At 34.8% G+C, this 17,231-nt stretch carries 21 protein-coding genes and 1 pseudogene; all 22 read right to left on the reverse strand.

The window, feature by feature from the left end:
* Window positions 1-61: 61 nt before the first annotated feature.
* Window positions 62-1,300 (reverse strand): annotated as a pseudogene (locus tag AAG068_RS18850) (tape measure protein); the annotation flags it as partial.
* Window positions 1,301-1,540: 240 nt separating this feature from the next.
* On the reverse strand, window positions 1,541-2,785 hold the full coding sequence (locus tag AAG068_RS18855; RefSeq protein ID WP_342715448.1) for a hypothetical protein: 1,245 nt from the start codon (window positions 2,783-2,785) through the stop codon (window positions 1,541-1,543).
* 241 nt (window positions 2,786-3,026) lie between these two features.
* Window positions 3,027-3,389, reverse strand: a complete 363-nt coding sequence (locus AAG068_RS18860; protein ID WP_342715449.1) for a hypothetical protein — start codon at window positions 3,387-3,389, stop codon at window positions 3,027-3,029.
* 4 nt (window positions 3,390-3,393) lie between these two features.
* Entirely contained in the window at window positions 3,394-3,963 is a 570-nt protein-coding gene (locus AAG068_RS18865) for a major tail protein (RefSeq protein WP_342715450.1), read from the reverse strand.
* On the reverse strand, window positions 3,964-4,293 hold the full coding sequence (locus tag AAG068_RS18870) for a hypothetical protein (protein ID WP_342715451.1): 330 nt from the start codon (window positions 4,291-4,293) through the stop codon (window positions 3,964-3,966).
* A complete protein-coding gene (locus AAG068_RS18875) occupies window positions 4,293-4,634 on the reverse strand; it encodes an HK97 gp10 family phage protein (RefSeq protein ID WP_342715452.1) in 342 nt (113 codons plus the stop codon). The genes AAG068_RS18870 and AAG068_RS18875 overlap by 1 nt, the downstream gene beginning before the upstream one ends.
* A gap of 1 nt (window position 4,635) precedes the next feature.
* Window positions 4,636-4,989, reverse strand: coding sequence for a phage head closure protein (locus AAG068_RS18880; protein ID WP_342715453.1), 354 nt, complete (start codon window positions 4,987-4,989; stop codon window positions 4,636-4,638).
* Window position 4,990: 1 nt separating this feature from the next.
* Complete coding sequence (locus AAG068_RS18885; protein WP_127813970.1) at window positions 4,991-5,284, reverse strand: hypothetical protein; 294 nt, start codon at window positions 5,282-5,284, stop codon at window positions 4,991-4,993.
* A 5-nt stretch (window positions 5,285-5,289) separates the two neighbouring features.
* The gene (locus tag AAG068_RS18890; protein ID WP_342715454.1) at window positions 5,290-6,441 is read right to left on the reverse strand and encodes a phage major capsid protein; all 1,152 of its coding nucleotides are present in this window, start codon (window positions 6,439-6,441) and stop codon (window positions 5,290-5,292) included.
* A 3-nt stretch (window positions 6,442-6,444) separates the two neighbouring features.
* Window positions 6,445-7,233 (reverse strand): head maturation protease, ClpP-related, encoded by a 789-nt coding sequence (locus AAG068_RS18895; RefSeq protein ID WP_342715455.1) that lies wholly within the window; start codon window positions 7,231-7,233, stop codon window positions 6,445-6,447.
* Entirely contained in the window at window positions 7,217-8,380 is a 1,164-nt protein-coding gene (locus AAG068_RS18900) for a phage portal protein (RefSeq protein WP_342715456.1), read from the reverse strand. The genes AAG068_RS18895 and AAG068_RS18900 overlap by 17 nt, the downstream gene beginning before the upstream one ends.
* 8 nt (window positions 8,381-8,388) lie before the next feature.
* Entirely contained in the window at window positions 8,389-10,056 is a 1,668-nt protein-coding gene (locus AAG068_RS18905; protein WP_342715457.1) for a terminase TerL endonuclease subunit, read from the reverse strand.
* Window positions 10,053-10,364: a P27 family phage terminase small subunit gene (locus AAG068_RS18910; RefSeq protein ID WP_342715458.1), complete on the reverse strand. Its 312-nt coding sequence runs from the start codon at window positions 10,362-10,364 to the stop codon at window positions 10,053-10,055. The genes AAG068_RS18905 and AAG068_RS18910 overlap by 4 nt, the downstream gene beginning before the upstream one ends.
* 123 nt (window positions 10,365-10,487) lie before the next feature.
* Window positions 10,488-10,823, reverse strand: a complete 336-nt coding sequence (locus AAG068_RS18915; protein WP_342715459.1) for an HNH endonuclease — start codon at window positions 10,821-10,823, stop codon at window positions 10,488-10,490.
* The gene (locus AAG068_RS18920; RefSeq protein WP_342715460.1) at window positions 10,823-11,017 is read right to left on the reverse strand and encodes a hypothetical protein; all 195 of its coding nucleotides are present in this window, start codon (window positions 11,015-11,017) and stop codon (window positions 10,823-10,825) included. The genes AAG068_RS18915 and AAG068_RS18920 overlap by 1 nt, the downstream gene beginning before the upstream one ends.
* Window positions 11,018-11,042: 25 nt before the next feature.
* Window positions 11,043-11,207, reverse strand: coding sequence for a hypothetical protein (locus AAG068_RS18925; protein WP_199678982.1), 165 nt, complete (start codon window positions 11,205-11,207; stop codon window positions 11,043-11,045).
* A 58-nt stretch (window positions 11,208-11,265) separates the two neighbouring features.
* Complete coding sequence (locus tag AAG068_RS18930) at window positions 11,266-12,465, reverse strand: PIN-like domain-containing protein (protein ID WP_342715461.1); 1,200 nt, start codon at window positions 12,463-12,465, stop codon at window positions 11,266-11,268.
* 341 nt (window positions 12,466-12,806) lie between these two features.
* Complete coding sequence (locus tag AAG068_RS18935; protein ID WP_342715462.1) at window positions 12,807-13,916, reverse strand: hypothetical protein; 1,110 nt, start codon at window positions 13,914-13,916, stop codon at window positions 12,807-12,809.
* A 425-nt stretch (window positions 13,917-14,341) separates the two neighbouring features.
* The gene (locus AAG068_RS18940; protein ID WP_342715463.1) at window positions 14,342-14,848 is read right to left on the reverse strand and encodes an AbfB domain-containing protein; all 507 of its coding nucleotides are present in this window, start codon (window positions 14,846-14,848) and stop codon (window positions 14,342-14,344) included.
* Between the two features lie 450 nt (window positions 14,849-15,298).
* The gene (locus AAG068_RS18945; RefSeq protein ID WP_342715464.1) at window positions 15,299-15,841 is read right to left on the reverse strand and encodes a site-specific integrase; all 543 of its coding nucleotides are present in this window, start codon (window positions 15,839-15,841) and stop codon (window positions 15,299-15,301) included.
* The gene (locus AAG068_RS18950) at window positions 15,841-16,323 is read right to left on the reverse strand and encodes an ArpU family phage packaging/lysis transcriptional regulator (protein ID WP_342715465.1); all 483 of its coding nucleotides are present in this window, start codon (window positions 16,321-16,323) and stop codon (window positions 15,841-15,843) included. Before AAG068_RS18950 ends, AAG068_RS18945 begins: the two co-directional genes overlap by 1 nt.
* A gap of 28 nt (window positions 16,324-16,351) precedes the next feature.
* Window positions 16,352-16,522: a hypothetical protein gene (locus tag AAG068_RS18955; RefSeq protein WP_342715466.1), complete on the reverse strand. Its 171-nt coding sequence runs from the start codon at window positions 16,520-16,522 to the stop codon at window positions 16,352-16,354.
* Window positions 16,523-17,231 lie beyond the last annotated feature (709 nt).

Consider the following 17,231-nt stretch of genomic DNA (forward strand, 5'->3'; position numbering starts at 1 on the left):
CGCGATTTTACTTCGGCACAATTTATCATCTACCGAAAAGTTCTACACCAATTGCTTCCTACAAATCAGCATCCTGGATTTGATCTAACCATTTAACCATATCCACAAATGCTTGTTTACCTTCTTCTCCGCCTTTAGCAATTGCTTTGCCCCAGCCTTCTAATTGAGCAAATATTTCTTGTACTGCTGCACTATCCGTTGGATTTTTCGCAAGCTCCAGTTTCTGCGCATTCATTTCTTTAAAAGATTCTAACTCGGCTCTATGTGATTCGCGAACTGAGTCCATTTCATCACTCAAACCCTCACTTAACGCTTGTTTGCGGTTGTTATGATTTTCTTTTAAAGATGATAAGTTCGCTTGATTCACTTCTCTTAACGAATCAAGTTGTGCTTTATTTGATTCACTAATTGACTTTAAGTTCTCTTGTTTGTTTTGCTGGAAAGCTTCTTTTTGTTCTTGTTGTCGTTCTTTCAGAGCTTCCTTTTCGTTGTTTATTTGTTCTTTAACTTGCTCTTTTCGGCTATCAATCTCTGACTTCAACGCTTCTTTCTTTGCGTCAGATGCTTCTTTGATACCGTCTTTTTCTTCTTTTAATCTATCAATCTGACTTTTACGTTCTTCACGTATTTTATCAAGCTGCATTTTCTCTTCGAGATCTCGCAATGCTTTTATTGCTGCCTGACGTTCTTCTTCATTTTTTACCTTACTTATTTTTATCTTTAAATCGGCGCGTTTCTCAGCATTTTCGCGTTCTTTAATATATTTATCTTCCGCTGCTGTTTTGGAATCTAAATAACCAATTTGATCGTCAATCGCTTTAAGGCGATTGTATTTTTCCTCATCGATTAATTTCATACGTTCCATATATTCTTTATCGATGAGCTTTATTTTCTGCTCAGATGACTTTTCAAAAGCCCTAACTTCTGCTTCAAGGGACTTTTCAAGAGCTTTTTGTTGTCTATCATAATTTTTCGATGCTGCATCGTATTCAGCGCTAAGTTTTTTCTCTAAATTCTTTTGTTGATTATCGTAACTTTTAGAAACCGCATTGTATTCAGCATCAAGACTTTTAGCTAATGCATTCTGTCTTTGACTATGGCTTTTGGAAAGCGCCTTTTCTTGATTACTAAATGAGTTAGCAAGTGCAGATTCTTGTTTAGCAAATCCTTTTTGCATCGATGATATCTGTTCATCAGACATTTTTTCAGTATCATCCACAACATCTCGAATAGCATCTTTCATAGAGGTTTTTAATCCTCGGCTCATTTCAACAGAACGGACACGACCTTCTTTTAAACCCGATATGTTCAACAGGATTCGCAAGTCCCTGCCAGTTCTCTTATGAACTTCTGTATATCGCTATACAGACCAGACTATATCATCATCTTTATAAAAGATGCTCCCCATTTCGGGTGCCATTAGCTTACACCCTACGCTTTTCAGCTAGTCGTTGCACGTTCCTTTTTACAGGCTTCGCTCAGTATTGTCTCTTTTAGAGATTTCCACTGAATTAAAGGAGTTTTCTATGAATGTCACCACTCATAGGGACAATTGTTTATCCAATAAATTATCAATATTCCAAGATTTTTCCTTAGCTGCACTTGCCATGATACTTTGTACTTCTTGCGCCGTATAACCAACTCGTCTCAACTGCGCACCATATTCAGCAATAATATCAAGTTGTTCAGGTGGAAATCCTATTTTCAAAAGAGAATTAACTAATCCTAACGCTTCTTCATTTGATATATTTAATTCGCTACCAATTTCATTGGTTTCTTGTATTAATTCTGTAAAATCAATCTGCGAATAAGAACTAGCAATCGTTGCTGCGCCTTGTACTATTGCCATATTGGTAGCATCGGAAGCGTCCTTATTTAATGACCATTGTCTACGTACACCCTCTAAAGCTTCCTCCGCATCACCACCATAGGCTGTAACAGTTCTGACTGCATCCTCCACAGATCTCTTTGATGATTCTGGAACGTCAAAGGTAATATCAATTTTCGTCTTTAACTCGGACATGTCTAAAGCCTGTTCGATTACTTCTTTAAGTCCTAGACCCGCACCTATTCCAGCTACTACGTTTTCTAACTCAACGCCTAATCCTTTAACGCTTTCACCTGCTTGATCTGCCTCTTGGGAAAGTTGATTTAAGTCGCTTCTAATGTTTTGAATGGAATTACCATCATCAACAGAACGAAGCGCCTGTTGTAACTTCCTGATATCAGCTTCAGCTCCTAGCGCTTCTCTTCCAATTATCTCAATGGCCTGGTCTAGCTGCCTACTTGATGCCGTACCATTTTTAATTGCATTCACAAGACGATTCCCTAACGCATCCGCAAAATCATCAACACTTTTTCCTGTGGCGCTAAATAAAGTCTCTAATTGTCTTGTTGAACTTGCTGCTTTATCTTGTTCAGCCTTTAATCCTGCAAGACTGTTTTTGAATGTATTAAGTTGCCCTTCTGTAAATTCAATTTCACGTCTAAATGCCCGATATTGTTCTTCATTAATCGCGCCACTTTCAAATTGTGCTTGAACTTGCTGTTGAGCTGACTTTAAGCTATCTAATTTTTTAGTTGTATTCTCAATTTGTTGAGTAAGCAATTGTTGTTTTTGTGCTAGAGCTTCCACGTTACCTGGGTTGAATTTTAAGAGCCGTTCTACATCTTTTAATTCTTTCGATAGTTCGCTACTTCGTTTGTTAACATCTTTTAAGGCGTTTTGAAGACCGGTTGTTTCCCCATCTATAGAAATTGTAATCCCTTTAATTCTTCCTGCCATGTTATCACCTCACTTGCTTAGAAATTATTAAAGTCATCTTGTGTAGCTGTTCTTGTATTTTCTTTTTCTTTCTTCGGATTTCGTAATTCAACATACTCATCGATATAATCTAAACAATCACCTATTGTCATATCTTCTAAATCTTCTTTTGAAAGTTTGCATGAATAACAAAGAGCAAGGAATGTATCAACGGAAAATCCACCTTTTCCATCGTTACGTCCTTGCCCTTGTTCATCTTCTGTTAGTTTTTTTTTGACTGAACAGTACTTTTAATTAAGTCCTGTATTTCAGTAATAATTTCAGCAATCGGAAATTCACCAAATGTATCTAGCCATGTTAATGGGTCCTGAACCTCTTTGTTTGCCGTTTTCGCAAATGCCCATACTAAGTTATAAATAACTTCAAAATCTAATTTACTTAAATCAACCTGTGAAAGATCAATATTATTTTGTTCTCCATCGGTTGAAATATATGAAGAAAGTATCCCTAAACTAAGGATATCCGCAAACATATCACGTCTAAATTGTGCCTTATAGCGAATAGCTGTACCAGCCGTACTTTTCAAAAGAACCGCTTTTTCATCAATTACAATTGTCTTTTCCATCTAGTTATGCCCCCACAACTTTCTCATAAACTTTTGTATACCAAGCGTCATAAATACCAACTGGTGTAGTTACCTTTGTAGAAGTTTTCACTTTAAGTGTTTCAGGATGCTGCGATGCAACGAATTTTAATTCAGTTATATTAGGCTCTGTTTTATCGCTTTTTGTAGAAGAACCAAAACCAGGTCGTGATACAGACACGTTGTACAGTAAATGACGAGTCGCTTTTACATCACCATCAAATTCAAACATAAGAGCGATTCTCTTAATTTTTGCATTTGAAACTTCTGTTAGAACTTGATCGTCTTCATCCAAAATTTCACCTAATACGTCCGTTCGAAATGCCTCAGTGATATTAGCAATATTTAATGTACCCTCGTATCCTTGGTTGCTAGAATCAGTGTAATAGTTACTATCATCAGCCCAGAAGTCCGACTGTTCACCTTTTGGATCTAACTTCATTTCAACTGCTCCTGGTAATTTTTCTGGCGTACCATATGTGATTTTTCCTGATGAATCTTCAGTAATCACGCTATAATGCACTTTCTTTAGACCGAAAACAACCTTATTTTCCATTCATATCAACCTCGTTTCATATATTTTTTGATACATTTTTTCTGATTCAATAAAAGTCCCGTACGAGTCATAAGGAATTTCATGATCGTCTAGGACTTTTTCAAGTTTGGCTTCTGCAACTAAATCTTTTTTATTTGTGTAAAGCTCAATATTTGAATCATCTATCTTGTGATAAACCTTGTTATCAGCCATTAAATTTGCTGATCCATCCACAAGGATACAAATATAAGGTGGCGCTGGCACTGGCTTACCTGGTGTGGCTATGAAATGCGAATAAGCCACAGGATAACCTGTAGTTTCAAGGATTTTTGTTAATTCACCTAATGTCATTATTCAAGCGCCCTTTCAATCCGTCTTGGTAATTCATTAATTACATACTCTTCAACTGGACGAATATGCACCTGAGCCGGAACACGTCCACCACCAGCCTTTGCATGTCCATTTTCTAAAAGATGTGTTAGTTGCCCTTTAGTATTGTGGACGATAACAGCATTACCTTCTTTTTTCTTGCGCCACCCTTTACGATAAGCACCTGTTTTTTTAGGCCCACTTTCTCTTAATTTACCAACAGCAACATCAGCAACCTCTTCTTGTACTGTCAGTAATTTTTCTTCCACAACATTTGCATATCTTTGTAATTCTCTAGCAAGTTCGCTCGCAAAATCGTTCATATTAAACATGCTCCTTTGCGATAATAGTCAATGTTTGATACATTTCATCATCATTCATTGGCGGTTCGATAATATCAAAAGTGCGACCTTTCATATTAATTCGCATTAATTCTGTAATACCTGTTGTATAAGGAATTACAAATCGATAAATTCGTGTAGACTGTGAAGCCGAAGCTTCAATGTACTCCGAACCTTTTACCGTTTTTATCATCGCCCATGCTTTTTTAACTTCTTGCCAATTACCTGTTTCAGTTTCTTGATTCAGTTCATCTTTTATTACTTCAGGTTGTTCAATGATAATTCGATTCCTACAATCACCTGTATTCAGTGGTTTCTTGTATTGAAAAGGACGCATGTTACTCACCGTCCAACTTAATTTCTTCTAATGCTTTTGCAATCCCAAAACTATTAATTTCGGTTAAAAAATTCTTAGTAAAATACTCAAGCGCATCATTATAAACGTAACGAGAACGTTCAAAAACTAATTCTTTGAACGTCTCATCTTCGTTTATGTCATATGCTCCACAATCTTTTATTAAAGCTTTTGTGGATGCAAAAAGGATGCGTCTTAGGTTATCATCTTCATCATCACCTAAGTGCATCCTATCTTTAAATTGCTGTAATATTTCATTTGAAATTACTTTATCCATTTACATCATCCTTGTGTTGGTGGCGTTACTTCTTCAAGTTTTAATGTGTAAACTTGAGATGTATATTTATCCTTCGGTTTACCTGTAGCGTATTGTTTAGCGATATAAAGCGTTGCATCTTCTAAAGCGAGTGTTTCATTATACTTTTGGATTGGCTCCGTTCCGCCCATCGCTGCAATATACTCTCCTTTAACAAAGAATAATACTTTCCCTTGAGGTACAAATACTGATTCTGAAGGGATTGGATTAAAAGGTAAGCTGGTTACATAAACTCCAGCTGCGTTTTGAATTGTCGCATTCGCTTGAATATCAAAAGTGTCAAATGGATTTGTTACCATAACTACTTTACCAGCAATATTTTTAGGTCTGTCTGCATCTGTACCATCTGCATTTAGCTTCTTAGCTAAGAGTTTAACAACGCCTTTCAGTTCATTGATTGTTTTACGACCAGGTTCAAAAGTTAAAGTTCCTGCTGGCTTCTTATCTGGATACACTCCACCAACAACACTTCCACTTGGATCTTTTAACAATCCAATAGGTTCTTCTTTACCTGTACCAGTTACAAATCCTCGTTCTAATCCTACTGCCATCGCTTCTGAAATCATTGTACGAACATATCGTTCCACCCAAACTGGACCAAGCTTGAGCATGTCATTTGCTAATGGGATAAATGCTGTTAATTTCAGTTGAGTAATAGATTCTTTTCTGAATGTAGCGTTTAATTGACCTTTAATATCACCAAATAATGGTCCCCATACTGCTGCACCATCTGGATCTCCATAAATAAACTCTGTCACGGCTCCTAAATTCTCTAATCCAATATGTCCTAGTAACGGATGGCTTTGAACTAAGTCATCAAAAATTCGTTCTTGCGTTGTTTTAGGTAAAGTTTCAGTAGACTTAAATCCACCTTCTTCAACTACTGCATTAAAGAATTTCATTTCTTCACTTGTTAATACATTAGCGCCACGAGACTGCATAATAGAACGATCTACCATTGATTCATTTACTTGATTTAAAATATCTGCTCGTACATCTGTAGCAAGTGCTTCAATCATAGAATTTAATGCTGCCGATTGTTCTTCAGCTGTACCTTCTTGCGTTGCTTTCGTAAATGCTAGTTTCTTTTCTTCAAAATTATTAAATTTAATAACCATATTTTATTTTCCTCCTAAATTTAAAAAGAGCGTACTCAGATTCTGTTTTGTATTAACAGGCTCTTGAATAGGCTCTTTGGGATTTGTATTCTTTTGTAAATCATTCAGGATTTCATTTTTTAATCCTGATAAAGCTGCGTTTAAATCTTCTTTTGTAATTCCTTGTGGCTTACCTTTACTCAGCGTTCCGCTTCTAAAGCCATCGATTACTTTTTGTGGAATCATAGCAGAATTGGCACTTGAAGCTGTCATTTTAAGTGGATTCTCCATAAACATAATTTCATCCACAAAATTATTTTCTAATGCTTGTTGTGGACCCATCCATGTTTCTTCCGCCATCATATTAAGTAGTTCTTCTTCTGACTTACCGCTTTTAATGACATAGGCATTTACAAGTGTACGATCTGTTATTTTTAACATCTCAGCCGCCTTTGTCATATCGCGATGGTCTCCACCACTCAACATTGATGCATTATGAATCATGATTTGTGCTGTTGGTGAAATACGAACCTTATCACCAGCCATTGCAATAATAGAAGCCGCACTTGCTGCTAACCCAACAATTTGAACTTCCACATGACTAGGATAATTTTTTAATGCTGTATAAATTTCTGAACCCTCATCTACATAACCACCTGGGCTATTAATTGAAATAATTAAATCCTCACCATTCGCATTATCAAGCTCTTTTGAAATCTTACCCGGACTTGTCGCATCCATTTCAAACCAATCATAAATCCAAACTTCATCATTTGAAATAATCGGTCCTTTAACGTCAATTTTCACTGTCATTTTCTTTCTCACCTCCTTCAGATTCATCTAATTTTGTATAGTTTTTAGTAATATGATGGATATTTAGATTTGGATCATCCGACTCCTCATAATCTACTTCTGAACGAATTTCATTTCCTGTAAATGCACTTGAAGAAATGAGTTTATCAATACTTGTCGCAAGATCAAATATACTTTGATAGGAAACAGCCTTAACCTCAATTTTTCGTCCTAAAAGATATTCACTCATTTCAAAGAATTTAACGTTCGCTTCATCGGATAACTTTTTTAATAATGGTCGTACTGTGAAAAGCATAAAATTTTTCGTTTGCTTCTCTACATCAGCCATTTCGCCATATATCAACGCTGTTGGAATACCAATTGCCATAGCTACTTGATTTAAGAAACCATTTGTTACTTTATTGATTTCTTCCACACTTGGACCATTCGCAACACCATTGTATATTTCGTTATATTTAAAACCCTTTTGTTGTGGAACAATAGCAATATCCTTATTACCAAACGCTTGATACATATCATCAATAAACTTTTGTAATTTCGTTATGTTCTCTTCCGTTTTTGCACCTGTCATTTCCATATCAACTGTTCCACGAACTTGATTTTTTCGTTTTTGAGAACTCAGTATTCTACTGAACAAATCTCCGTAATCTGTAAATAAACCATCAATAAGCGGAGTTAATTTGTCATTTCGATACTTTAAGTGAATCACTTCACTTTGCCTAAAACTTCTCTTAAACGTATAATCTTTTACTATTACATTAGTAAAAGTATCCTCAAACACGGCGTATTCATTATGTTGAAATCCATCTGCAATAAGTAAATCTCCATCATCTGCTTGTATAACTAAACACTCATTATCATAAATAAGTTTGCGAACAAATCTTTCCCAAAAGGTACTTGCCGTCATATTTTTATTCGGTCTAACGTTTAATCGGTAATAAAGTTCATTCTTCTCAAATGCTTTACCATGTCTGACTCTGAATTCAGATTGACTTATTGTTCTTCCTAAAAATGATACACATGTATCAATTGCCAATCGTTTCATATGAAGTCTGTTTGCTGTATCTGTAATTATGTCGAGATCCACCATAAATTCTAATTCTTTATTTCTTTTAAATACTGAACCTAACCATCCAATGGTTATCACCCCCTTTATTAGAATTTAATGTCGCCTATAACGAAATCCGTTACTTCTTGTATTTCATCAGCTCTATAGAGAGCGTGTACAAAACATTGAAATCCATCTGTTTTTCTGCGAACTGGCTCTTTCTTCTCATACATCTTATTACCATCACTTTTAATAACAACTAACACGTTTTGTGTATACCAACGCATAAGAGGGTTATCATCAAAAACAATTTGACGATTAGCAAATGCCATTTCAATTCTTGGTGCTAACAAACCATGGATTGCTTTAGGATTTCTAATAATCTCTACTTCAAATCCTTCATCTATTAATAAAGGCTTTATAGCTTCTAATCGATAATTATCACCTATAATCTTTTTTAGCCCGTAGTTTTCGCGCATTTCTACAAACCAATTTACAATATGAGTTGGATTAATGGTTGGCTCGTCCACAACCGTTAAAAGTCCTTGGTCTTCCCAATCCTTTATTGGTGCAAATTTTTCCTTCTTATACTCATTTGCTTTTTTAGAATAACCATAATAAATATCAACAAACTCTTTACGTACAAAAGAATGTGTTTTGAAAATGTATTCACCGTCTACTCTAAATAACAGACCACAAGCTGCGAAATCTCTAATACTTGCAAAGTCTAAAGCCCCTATACATTCTCGACCATATAAATCAGGAAATGGACGATTTGTAGCAACAATCTCTTCCCATTTTGCTACTGATCTTTCTAAATTTGTTACAGGTAAGTTCATACGCTTTGTCATAAACTCTTCACGATTACTTGGATCATCTTCTAAATCTTCGTATTCTTCCTTTATCGTTTCAAGTAAACCTTCTGCATACTCACTTAAAGGCTCCGATAACATCGGATTTGCCATTTCCCAATTATCTGGATCATCCACTTCTCTTTCATCATTCAATTTGCATATGAACGAAAAAAAAGCATTGGGACGGGCTTCACCATTCAAGACCTTCATTGCTTTTTCTTTTTGTTTATCTAAGAAACCATCACGAACATATCCATCTGTACCAATGTAAAACTCGCGTGGATTCTTCTTTTTCCCTAAACCACTAATGTGGACTCGAACATCTTTATTACTTTCGTATTGATGTATTTCATCGAATACAACTGCACCATCACGCAAACCATCTTTTGTATCTCCGTTTGATGTCCTAAACTTCAATACACTTCCTGTGGCTTTAGAAACAGTTTGAGTTAATGTTGTCTTAAATGCTCGTTGCAATATTTCATTTCGTTTAACACATTTATGAACTTCATCCGGACTTGTTTTCGCTTGTTCTTCACTATTTGCAACAACGGAAATGTTATATTCGGTAATACCGTGCATTTCACTAATTAAGAAATGAATGATAACTGATATTAATCCATTTTTACCGCCACCACGTCCAAGCATCCACAAAAATTTACGATAAAATATGCGACCATTTTTCTTATAAAATAAAAAAACGAATGCTATTAAGAATTTCTGAAATGATTGTAACGGAAAGTACCATTTCTCTCCAAAGCGGATACACTTCTCAATCATTTCATCATCAAAATACAAATCGTCTCTGTTCAAAACATATTTTTCTAGATAGTCAATTAACAGTTCTCTTTCTTTGTTGAACTTTATTTTCTCACTTCTATAAAGCTCAATGTATTCATCTACATACTTTTGCCTAATCATATTAAATCACTTGGACTGTATCCTGAATTAGAAGCACCAACTTTAGGAACAAGTTTTATATCTCTTCCTAAAGCAATTAATGAACTGTTAATTTTATTCCTCTCACTTATAAGAGGGTGGGCTTTAACAAAAACTTGAGAACCGTTTTTTATCGTTACGGACTCACCTTCTTTATTAATAGTTTTATTTATTTTTCTAAATGCTTTTACCAGATCAATATATCTTTCTACCTTTTCAACTTCGACTAAATCTGTAACATCAATGCTATTCATGAGCTGTTCTTTTAACCTCACAATACTAACAGCCATCTACCCACCCCCCTTACGTGCGTAAAATCGAAAAAAACCTGACAGTTAACCCCCTCCTCCGGTGCCCCTTATAGCAATTTTTGATGGAATTTTTTTAGGGGGGGTGTTATTATCGAATCATTTTTACCACTTTTCATCGTTTTCCCATTTATTCGGTTTCTTTTTAAATGTTCTACCGTGTTCTTTATTATGGCAATCCACACAGACTGTTTCGAGGTTGTCCATTTCTAATGCAAGTTCTGGATGATGTTCTAGTTCTTTTATATGATGGACAACGAGCTGAATCTTCTTACGCTTTGCACTCTCACTGTACTCATTGGTATCTGTTTGTACTCGACCATTACGCCTACACTCCTGGCACTCATAAGAGTCACGCTTCTTTACTTGTTCGCGTATACTCTTCCACTCACCACTGTCATAGAACTTACGCTTCTGTTGTTTAGTTTTATATTCTTTCATCATTCATTCGCTACTAAGAACTCATCTATTATTTTATCAAGCAAATTAATCCCCACTCCTCTTCTTTGCTTTGGTGTTGTGTTGCCTTCCATTGCATTAAAGACCCGAATTGCACTTTCTAATTTGTGTTTATCGATTCCTTCGTTTACAAGGTCTTGTCTAAGTGATGGACTTAACGCACCGCTTGTTCTCATCTAGTTAAATCCATCCTTTATCCTCCTATTCCTCATCATTTATCCAATCAACACTATAGAAATCATTTAAAGAATCCAGATGCTCAAGTAGTTTAAACGCTTCATAGCTAATCTCTGTAGCGTACCAGCCATAAGGTTCATAATACTCCGTTAGATAATACTTGCCATTATGCTCTCTAACTACCTTCATTAATTCTCCTCCAAAATAAAAGGCATCCGAATGGATGCCTTTCTAAAATAACGAATATTTAGCCTTTAGACTTTTTATATAAATCTCTAATTGTATCGATTAAACTTTTTACATCTATTGATCTTAAAAACTCAGTAGTTGGATCTTCAATAAAAAGTTCTAATGTTTTTTTATATTCTTCCATTAAATCTTTGTATTGAGCAATGCTACCTCCCCTAATTAAGAAATTTGCTAGCTCACTTTCAATTTCATCAAAACCTTTATTAAGATATGATTCCTTTATAACTGGATTATTTCTTAGCATTGCAAATTCTTCTAACGTTTCTTCATCAGCTAGATTATATAAAGTAATAGAACCTGTTGCTATTGGACGTTTAACTTCTTTATTTAAATCATCTTGTATTTCCTGTTTAACCTCTTCACCAGAGAATAACGTAATGAATTGTAGAGGACTTAAAATTTTAAATGTATATCCTTTTGCCTGATCCCTTGAATAAAACTCCTCAACCAATTCTCTACGAGCTCCCATAACCTGTTTATCGTTACTATGTACCCAATCACCTTTGAGATCAGCTGTCACAAATATAACATCACCACTTATTTGGCATATATGATCCCAGACAATTAAGTCACCGTATTGATTAGAATCTTTTGTTTTATCCATATAACCTGGAGGAATATTACTTTTCGATCTTTTATCCCATTCAAGTTTCAGCTGTTCTTCATCCATTAATCCGTCTGGTGCAAAATAGCTTTTTTCAATTATTTCTTTATAACTTTCTAAAATTAAATCATGGTCAATATACTCACCCAATGATTGTTGTAATTTCCCTAAACCTTTCACATATTCTTTCCTTGCTTTATTTAGTTCTTGAATGCAATTATTATACTTTTCCTCTAGAGCGATAATATCACTGTGATAGTCTTCTAAAATTGCTAATGCAGGAATCGCTTCATTCAAAGGTTTTCCATTATTAATTGCTTTTGGTATATTACTTATTACATTATGTATTCCACTAGACATCTCAGTGATTTTTTTTGGCCTGTTTTTTGCAAATTCTTTAATTACATGTGCTGGAATTCTTAAACGCTCTTCACTGGATAGCTTTTTCAAAACATTTAATACACTTTCAAAAGTTATGTTTTTCCATTGATACCCCATTAATAATACATTAGTATCTATAACAATCGTTGCAGTATCTTTTATTTCATTTAGTTTTTTGACTTTTATAAATAAATTAGAATATGAAATCCCCATAAACAACCGCCTTTTTACACCAAAATTTTCTATAATAATATAAGAGTATCATTTTACTCCATTTATTTAAATATAGAAGTTATAGTTTTATCCTTCTTCCAACAACCTAATATTGTTTGTTTTTGCACCAGCATTATTAAGTAACTGGAAGAAGAGCAAAAGCTCTCCTTAATAACGGTAGCATTCAATCTGTACCATCTGCTAGTTTCGGGTTTTATGTGCCATCGTTATGAGTCGTTTAGAAGAATTATATAATCGAGTTGTGTTTTCCGCCACTTCTCATAATACAAATATACCACGCTAATCCCAAAACAACCGATACATTTACTGCCAAAAATCGGTCACAACTCTGCCAAATTTTTCGAATCAAACGATTTTAATATTAAAGAAGATTTAAGCAATTGGAACAGTTTGAGTACATCTTCCTTATTAAGAGAATCATAATCATGATAACCATGTGCTATTGAATTACGATTGAGCTCTTGAGATAATTTATCTGGTATTTTAACAAATGTGTTTTTATACATCCTAAGTACGGATAGCCCAAAAATTGTATTTAACTGCTCTTTTTCTACATCATTATCATCTTTATATTTTTCAGGTTTAATTTTATGATAAAGTTTTCTCACATCTGGTTTATGATTTACCGATATCTTGTCCTCTTTTATTTTTCCCATATACCATAATGTAATAACATGCTCAAATGCTGCAAAAAGTGGCATTATACATAATTTATAAAAACCACCTTTATACGCCTCATATGTTTCTTCAATTAGGGTTGCATGAAGTTTATACATAGGATCTTGAACTATTTCTTTTATATACGATTCAACGTTTTTGTCTATATATTCTGATAAACCATCTTCTGTTATTTCCCCATCCACTATATCAGATATACTATCCATATCTAAGCACCAAAAATTTTTTTCTTGTTCAATTAATATAGCTTCTATTTCTTTAATTTGTTCTGCTACTGCTTCACGAATTGAGTCCCAATTAACATTGTTATATATCTCTATAATTGGTTGTATTTGTTCAGACAGCTTCCTTTGTGCTTCTAACACTGGTCTTATTTGTTCATAAGCTGTATTTTGTATTTCTGCTAGCGTTTGAGCCAACCCATATATTTCTGGCTGTATTTGTTCAGACAGCTTCCTTTGTGCTTCTAGCACTGGCCTAATTTGTTCATAAGCTGTATTTTGTATTTCTGCTAGCGTCTGAGCCAATCCATATATTTCTGGCTGTATTTGTTCAGACAGCTTCCTTTGTGCTTCTAGCACTGGCCTAATTTGCTTATAAGCTGTATTTTGTATTTCTGCTAGCGTTTGGGCCAATTCAGGTCCTTGAAGTATTTCAGATAACTCTAAATCTGTATTATATGCTTCTTTTACAACCTTTTCTTCTCTAATTACTTTTGTTTCATTCTTCTCTTCATTAGGTTTCTTTTTCACTAGCTAAACACCTCTTTCCATCTAATATTCTACCATTGAAATAAACAAGATAATAATATATCTGCTAACTTACCCATATCTTATATTGTGTGTAACTGACCCCTTCGCCAAATCCCTTGGTATCATTGATTTCATTTCACTTTCTCTTTTGAGTTACACAGTACGAAATTTATGAGTAACTGTATAGGGATACCACCAACATTTTTCAAAATAACCTAAGCTATGCGGAAACATAAAATAAAGCTGCCCATATGGACAGCTTATTTACATAATTCTCGTTATCTGTAGTTATAAAAATAAATATTAGACATAAAATGATATAGGACATACCTAGTTATCTCTGAACTAAAAAAGATATTAGATATATATCAGTGTCTTTTTTGCATATCGTATATATGTTCAGTAACATAATGCCCAATTATCTATCAGTAGTAATTATTATAGGTGTTCCACCTTGGTCCTGGTGGCTCAGGAACGAAAGGCGCGCGTATTCTAAATGTAGCATCCTCTCGAGCTAATTGACTATCTGCAGGTTCGACCCAGAGATTAAAATTCCGGTGGCGAATAAACCGATCAGGAAAATTCTTTGAACGAAGCGATATAAGAGTTTTATCTCCGGGGTCTGTAAGTCCAGGTACCATGGTAAAAGTTGAGTCTAAAATTGCTAGTTGCACCTCTGGTGTCGGCGGGCCGCCGAATGGATAAATGACCTCGTGAAGCTTGAGACGGAAGTTTTGATGTCGCAGGTAATAATTTGGGAAGTTAATGGATCTAAGTTTTCCTTCCGCTCCATACCTCCAATCACCCCACCAATCAAATGTGGCATCATTTCGGTCTAACTCACTTTGGACTGGAGTAAGTTCCCCAAGAAAGTTCTGATGACGAATGAACCTATCTGGATAGTTTACGGATTCTAGAGAGAGGTAAGCCATACGATTCCTCCTAATAAGATGAATTTTTTTCGTAACATGTTGATCTGTCCTTTGTTTATAAGAAGTTGAATTGGATATGCATATTAGTGGTTATGTTTCTTGTTAAGAACAGATTATGGGTGTATATTCTAATTTTTATGTAACAAAACATACTTTAATGAAGAAATAAAAAAATTAATAGCTATTTATAAATGTTTGCGGATTCTTGTATACTGTATTCATGTGAGGTTAACATAACGTCTCATTATCGGTAGCAAGGAAAAGGGAGAAAATCGTACTCTCACCAAGGAACCTTGTTTTATGGATCTATGCATTTTTTATACATTCCTATCCTAGCGCGGTTTTAGGGTTCTTGTTTGTTACTGGAACTATATAAAATCTTGCATACTCTTAGCGTGTTTTTTTCCAAAATACTGTAATACCCTAGATTTAAAAAGAAATAAGCAGTGATTAAATTTTAAACCTAGTCATTGCTTTATCCATTGCATCTTGGTTTACACCTATATAACGTAACGTGACCTTCTCTGATGAGTGATTGAATATCTCCATGAGTAATGCTATGTTTTTCGTTTGCATGTACATGTGATACCCGTATGTTTTTCTTAACGTATGTGTTCCTATTTCATCTAACCCGAACTCTGCCGCTGCTCCATTTAATATCTTATACGCCATGCTACGACCAATCGGACGATTCCTACCTTGTCTACTTTGTAATAGGTACTCATTATCTTCTCTTTCTTCAATAAACCATTTAAGTTCTCTTTTCAGTGCTGCAGTAATTTGTATTCGTTTCTGTTTCCCAGTTTTCTTTTCTCTCATAGATATATGACTACCTTTGACATCTCCTACCTTCAATTTCAAAATGTCCGAGATTCTCAGGCCTGTATTGATTCCCATAATGAAGAGGATGTAATTGCGTAAGCTCTTTTCCTTAAAATACTCTTTAAGCTGTTGTATTTGCTCTGGATCACGTATCGGTTGAACGAAATTCATTATGCATTACCTCCCGTTTCTTCTGTCTCATAAACTTCTAATCCAAGTGCAAAAGCAAGTTTGTAAAATGCTTTAGACTTCCAACGTCGATAAGTACGCTCTGACATTCCTATTTCGTTATAAACCATGTAATCACATACGTCCTCTTCTTCTAAATAACGTTTATAAATAATATCTCTTTGGATGCTTCCAGCACGTCCGTTTCCTAATCGATTTAGAAACTGATCAATACGTACTGACATTCTTTCAAGCCACTCTTCTCGTTTGCTTTGTTGAATATTTGCTATAGCAACATCTTCTAAAGGTTTTCCGACTGTATGTGTAGGACCGTGCTCACGTATTTCATAAGAAGGAGTGACTTTCATTTCTTTACGCATCATCCCAAATTGTCTATGTATACGTACGCTTTCCAACACACCTTCTAATTCCTCTTGTGTCGCTGTTCTATCAATTTTTGGTAAGAAAGATAATTGTTTAGTCATGTAAGACCACTCCTTTTTTATTTTTAGATTACTTTTGTCTTATTGCTCCACGTCTTCGTTCATAACAAGGTCTATGCATGCCCATTAAATCTTCAATATCACGAGTGCTTAATTTCTCTTTTCGTTTTTTCTTAGTTTTCTTTCTCACTTGATTCGATTGCTTTTTCCATTCATGTAGCTGATCCTTTAACCCCTTCATTTCCCCCATCTCCCTTTTCAAAATAAAAAGGACACCTATTCCTAAAACCGCTTGAATTGCTGCTTTAATGAATTGGTGTCCTCTAGTTTTCTAGCCGGACTATATTCTGTTTGTTTTACTTTAAAAGGATTATTTTGTTCAGTTTCTTATAAAGTGTTAATATTCTTCATAAAGGAGGTCTACTAATGAAAAATCCCTGGAAGAAAGTTTCTTTAACTGCTTTCATAGTAATTTTCCTTTTAATAATTTTATATTTTGGCGGTATGTCGCTTTTTTGGAACCAACCCTGAATAAAACTCAATATTCCGTCAATACTATAGGTGACACGGTAATCTTTTCTCCTTGTTCCCCCTTGGAGAACCGAGCAGTTAGCTTTTGCTAGCTGCTCTTTTATTGAATAAATTTCTAAAACATGTTAACAATATAGATACACCAAGGTTGAATACGAATGACCATTACGTTCTTCTTATTCACTATGCAGTTAGCTTTTGCTAACTGCTTTTTTATTGCGTTCCGACTCTTGCTTCTTAAAGAATTCTTTAACTGCGTTTTCCCAATAAGTACACATTATCCATCCCCCCTTGAATAAATCCATAAGCCTTGTCCATACTATAAATACACTTGAGTTCTGAACTTCCTTCTTAACGTTTTTTTCGGAGAGCGGTTAGCTTTTGCTAGCTGCTCTTTTAATTACACATTTTTGTCTTAA

Origin of the sequence: Bacillus paramycoides (assembly GCF_038971285.1) — a bacterium.
In the GTDB taxonomy this organism is placed as follows: Bacteria; Bacillota; Bacilli; order Bacillales; family Bacillaceae_G; genus Bacillus_A.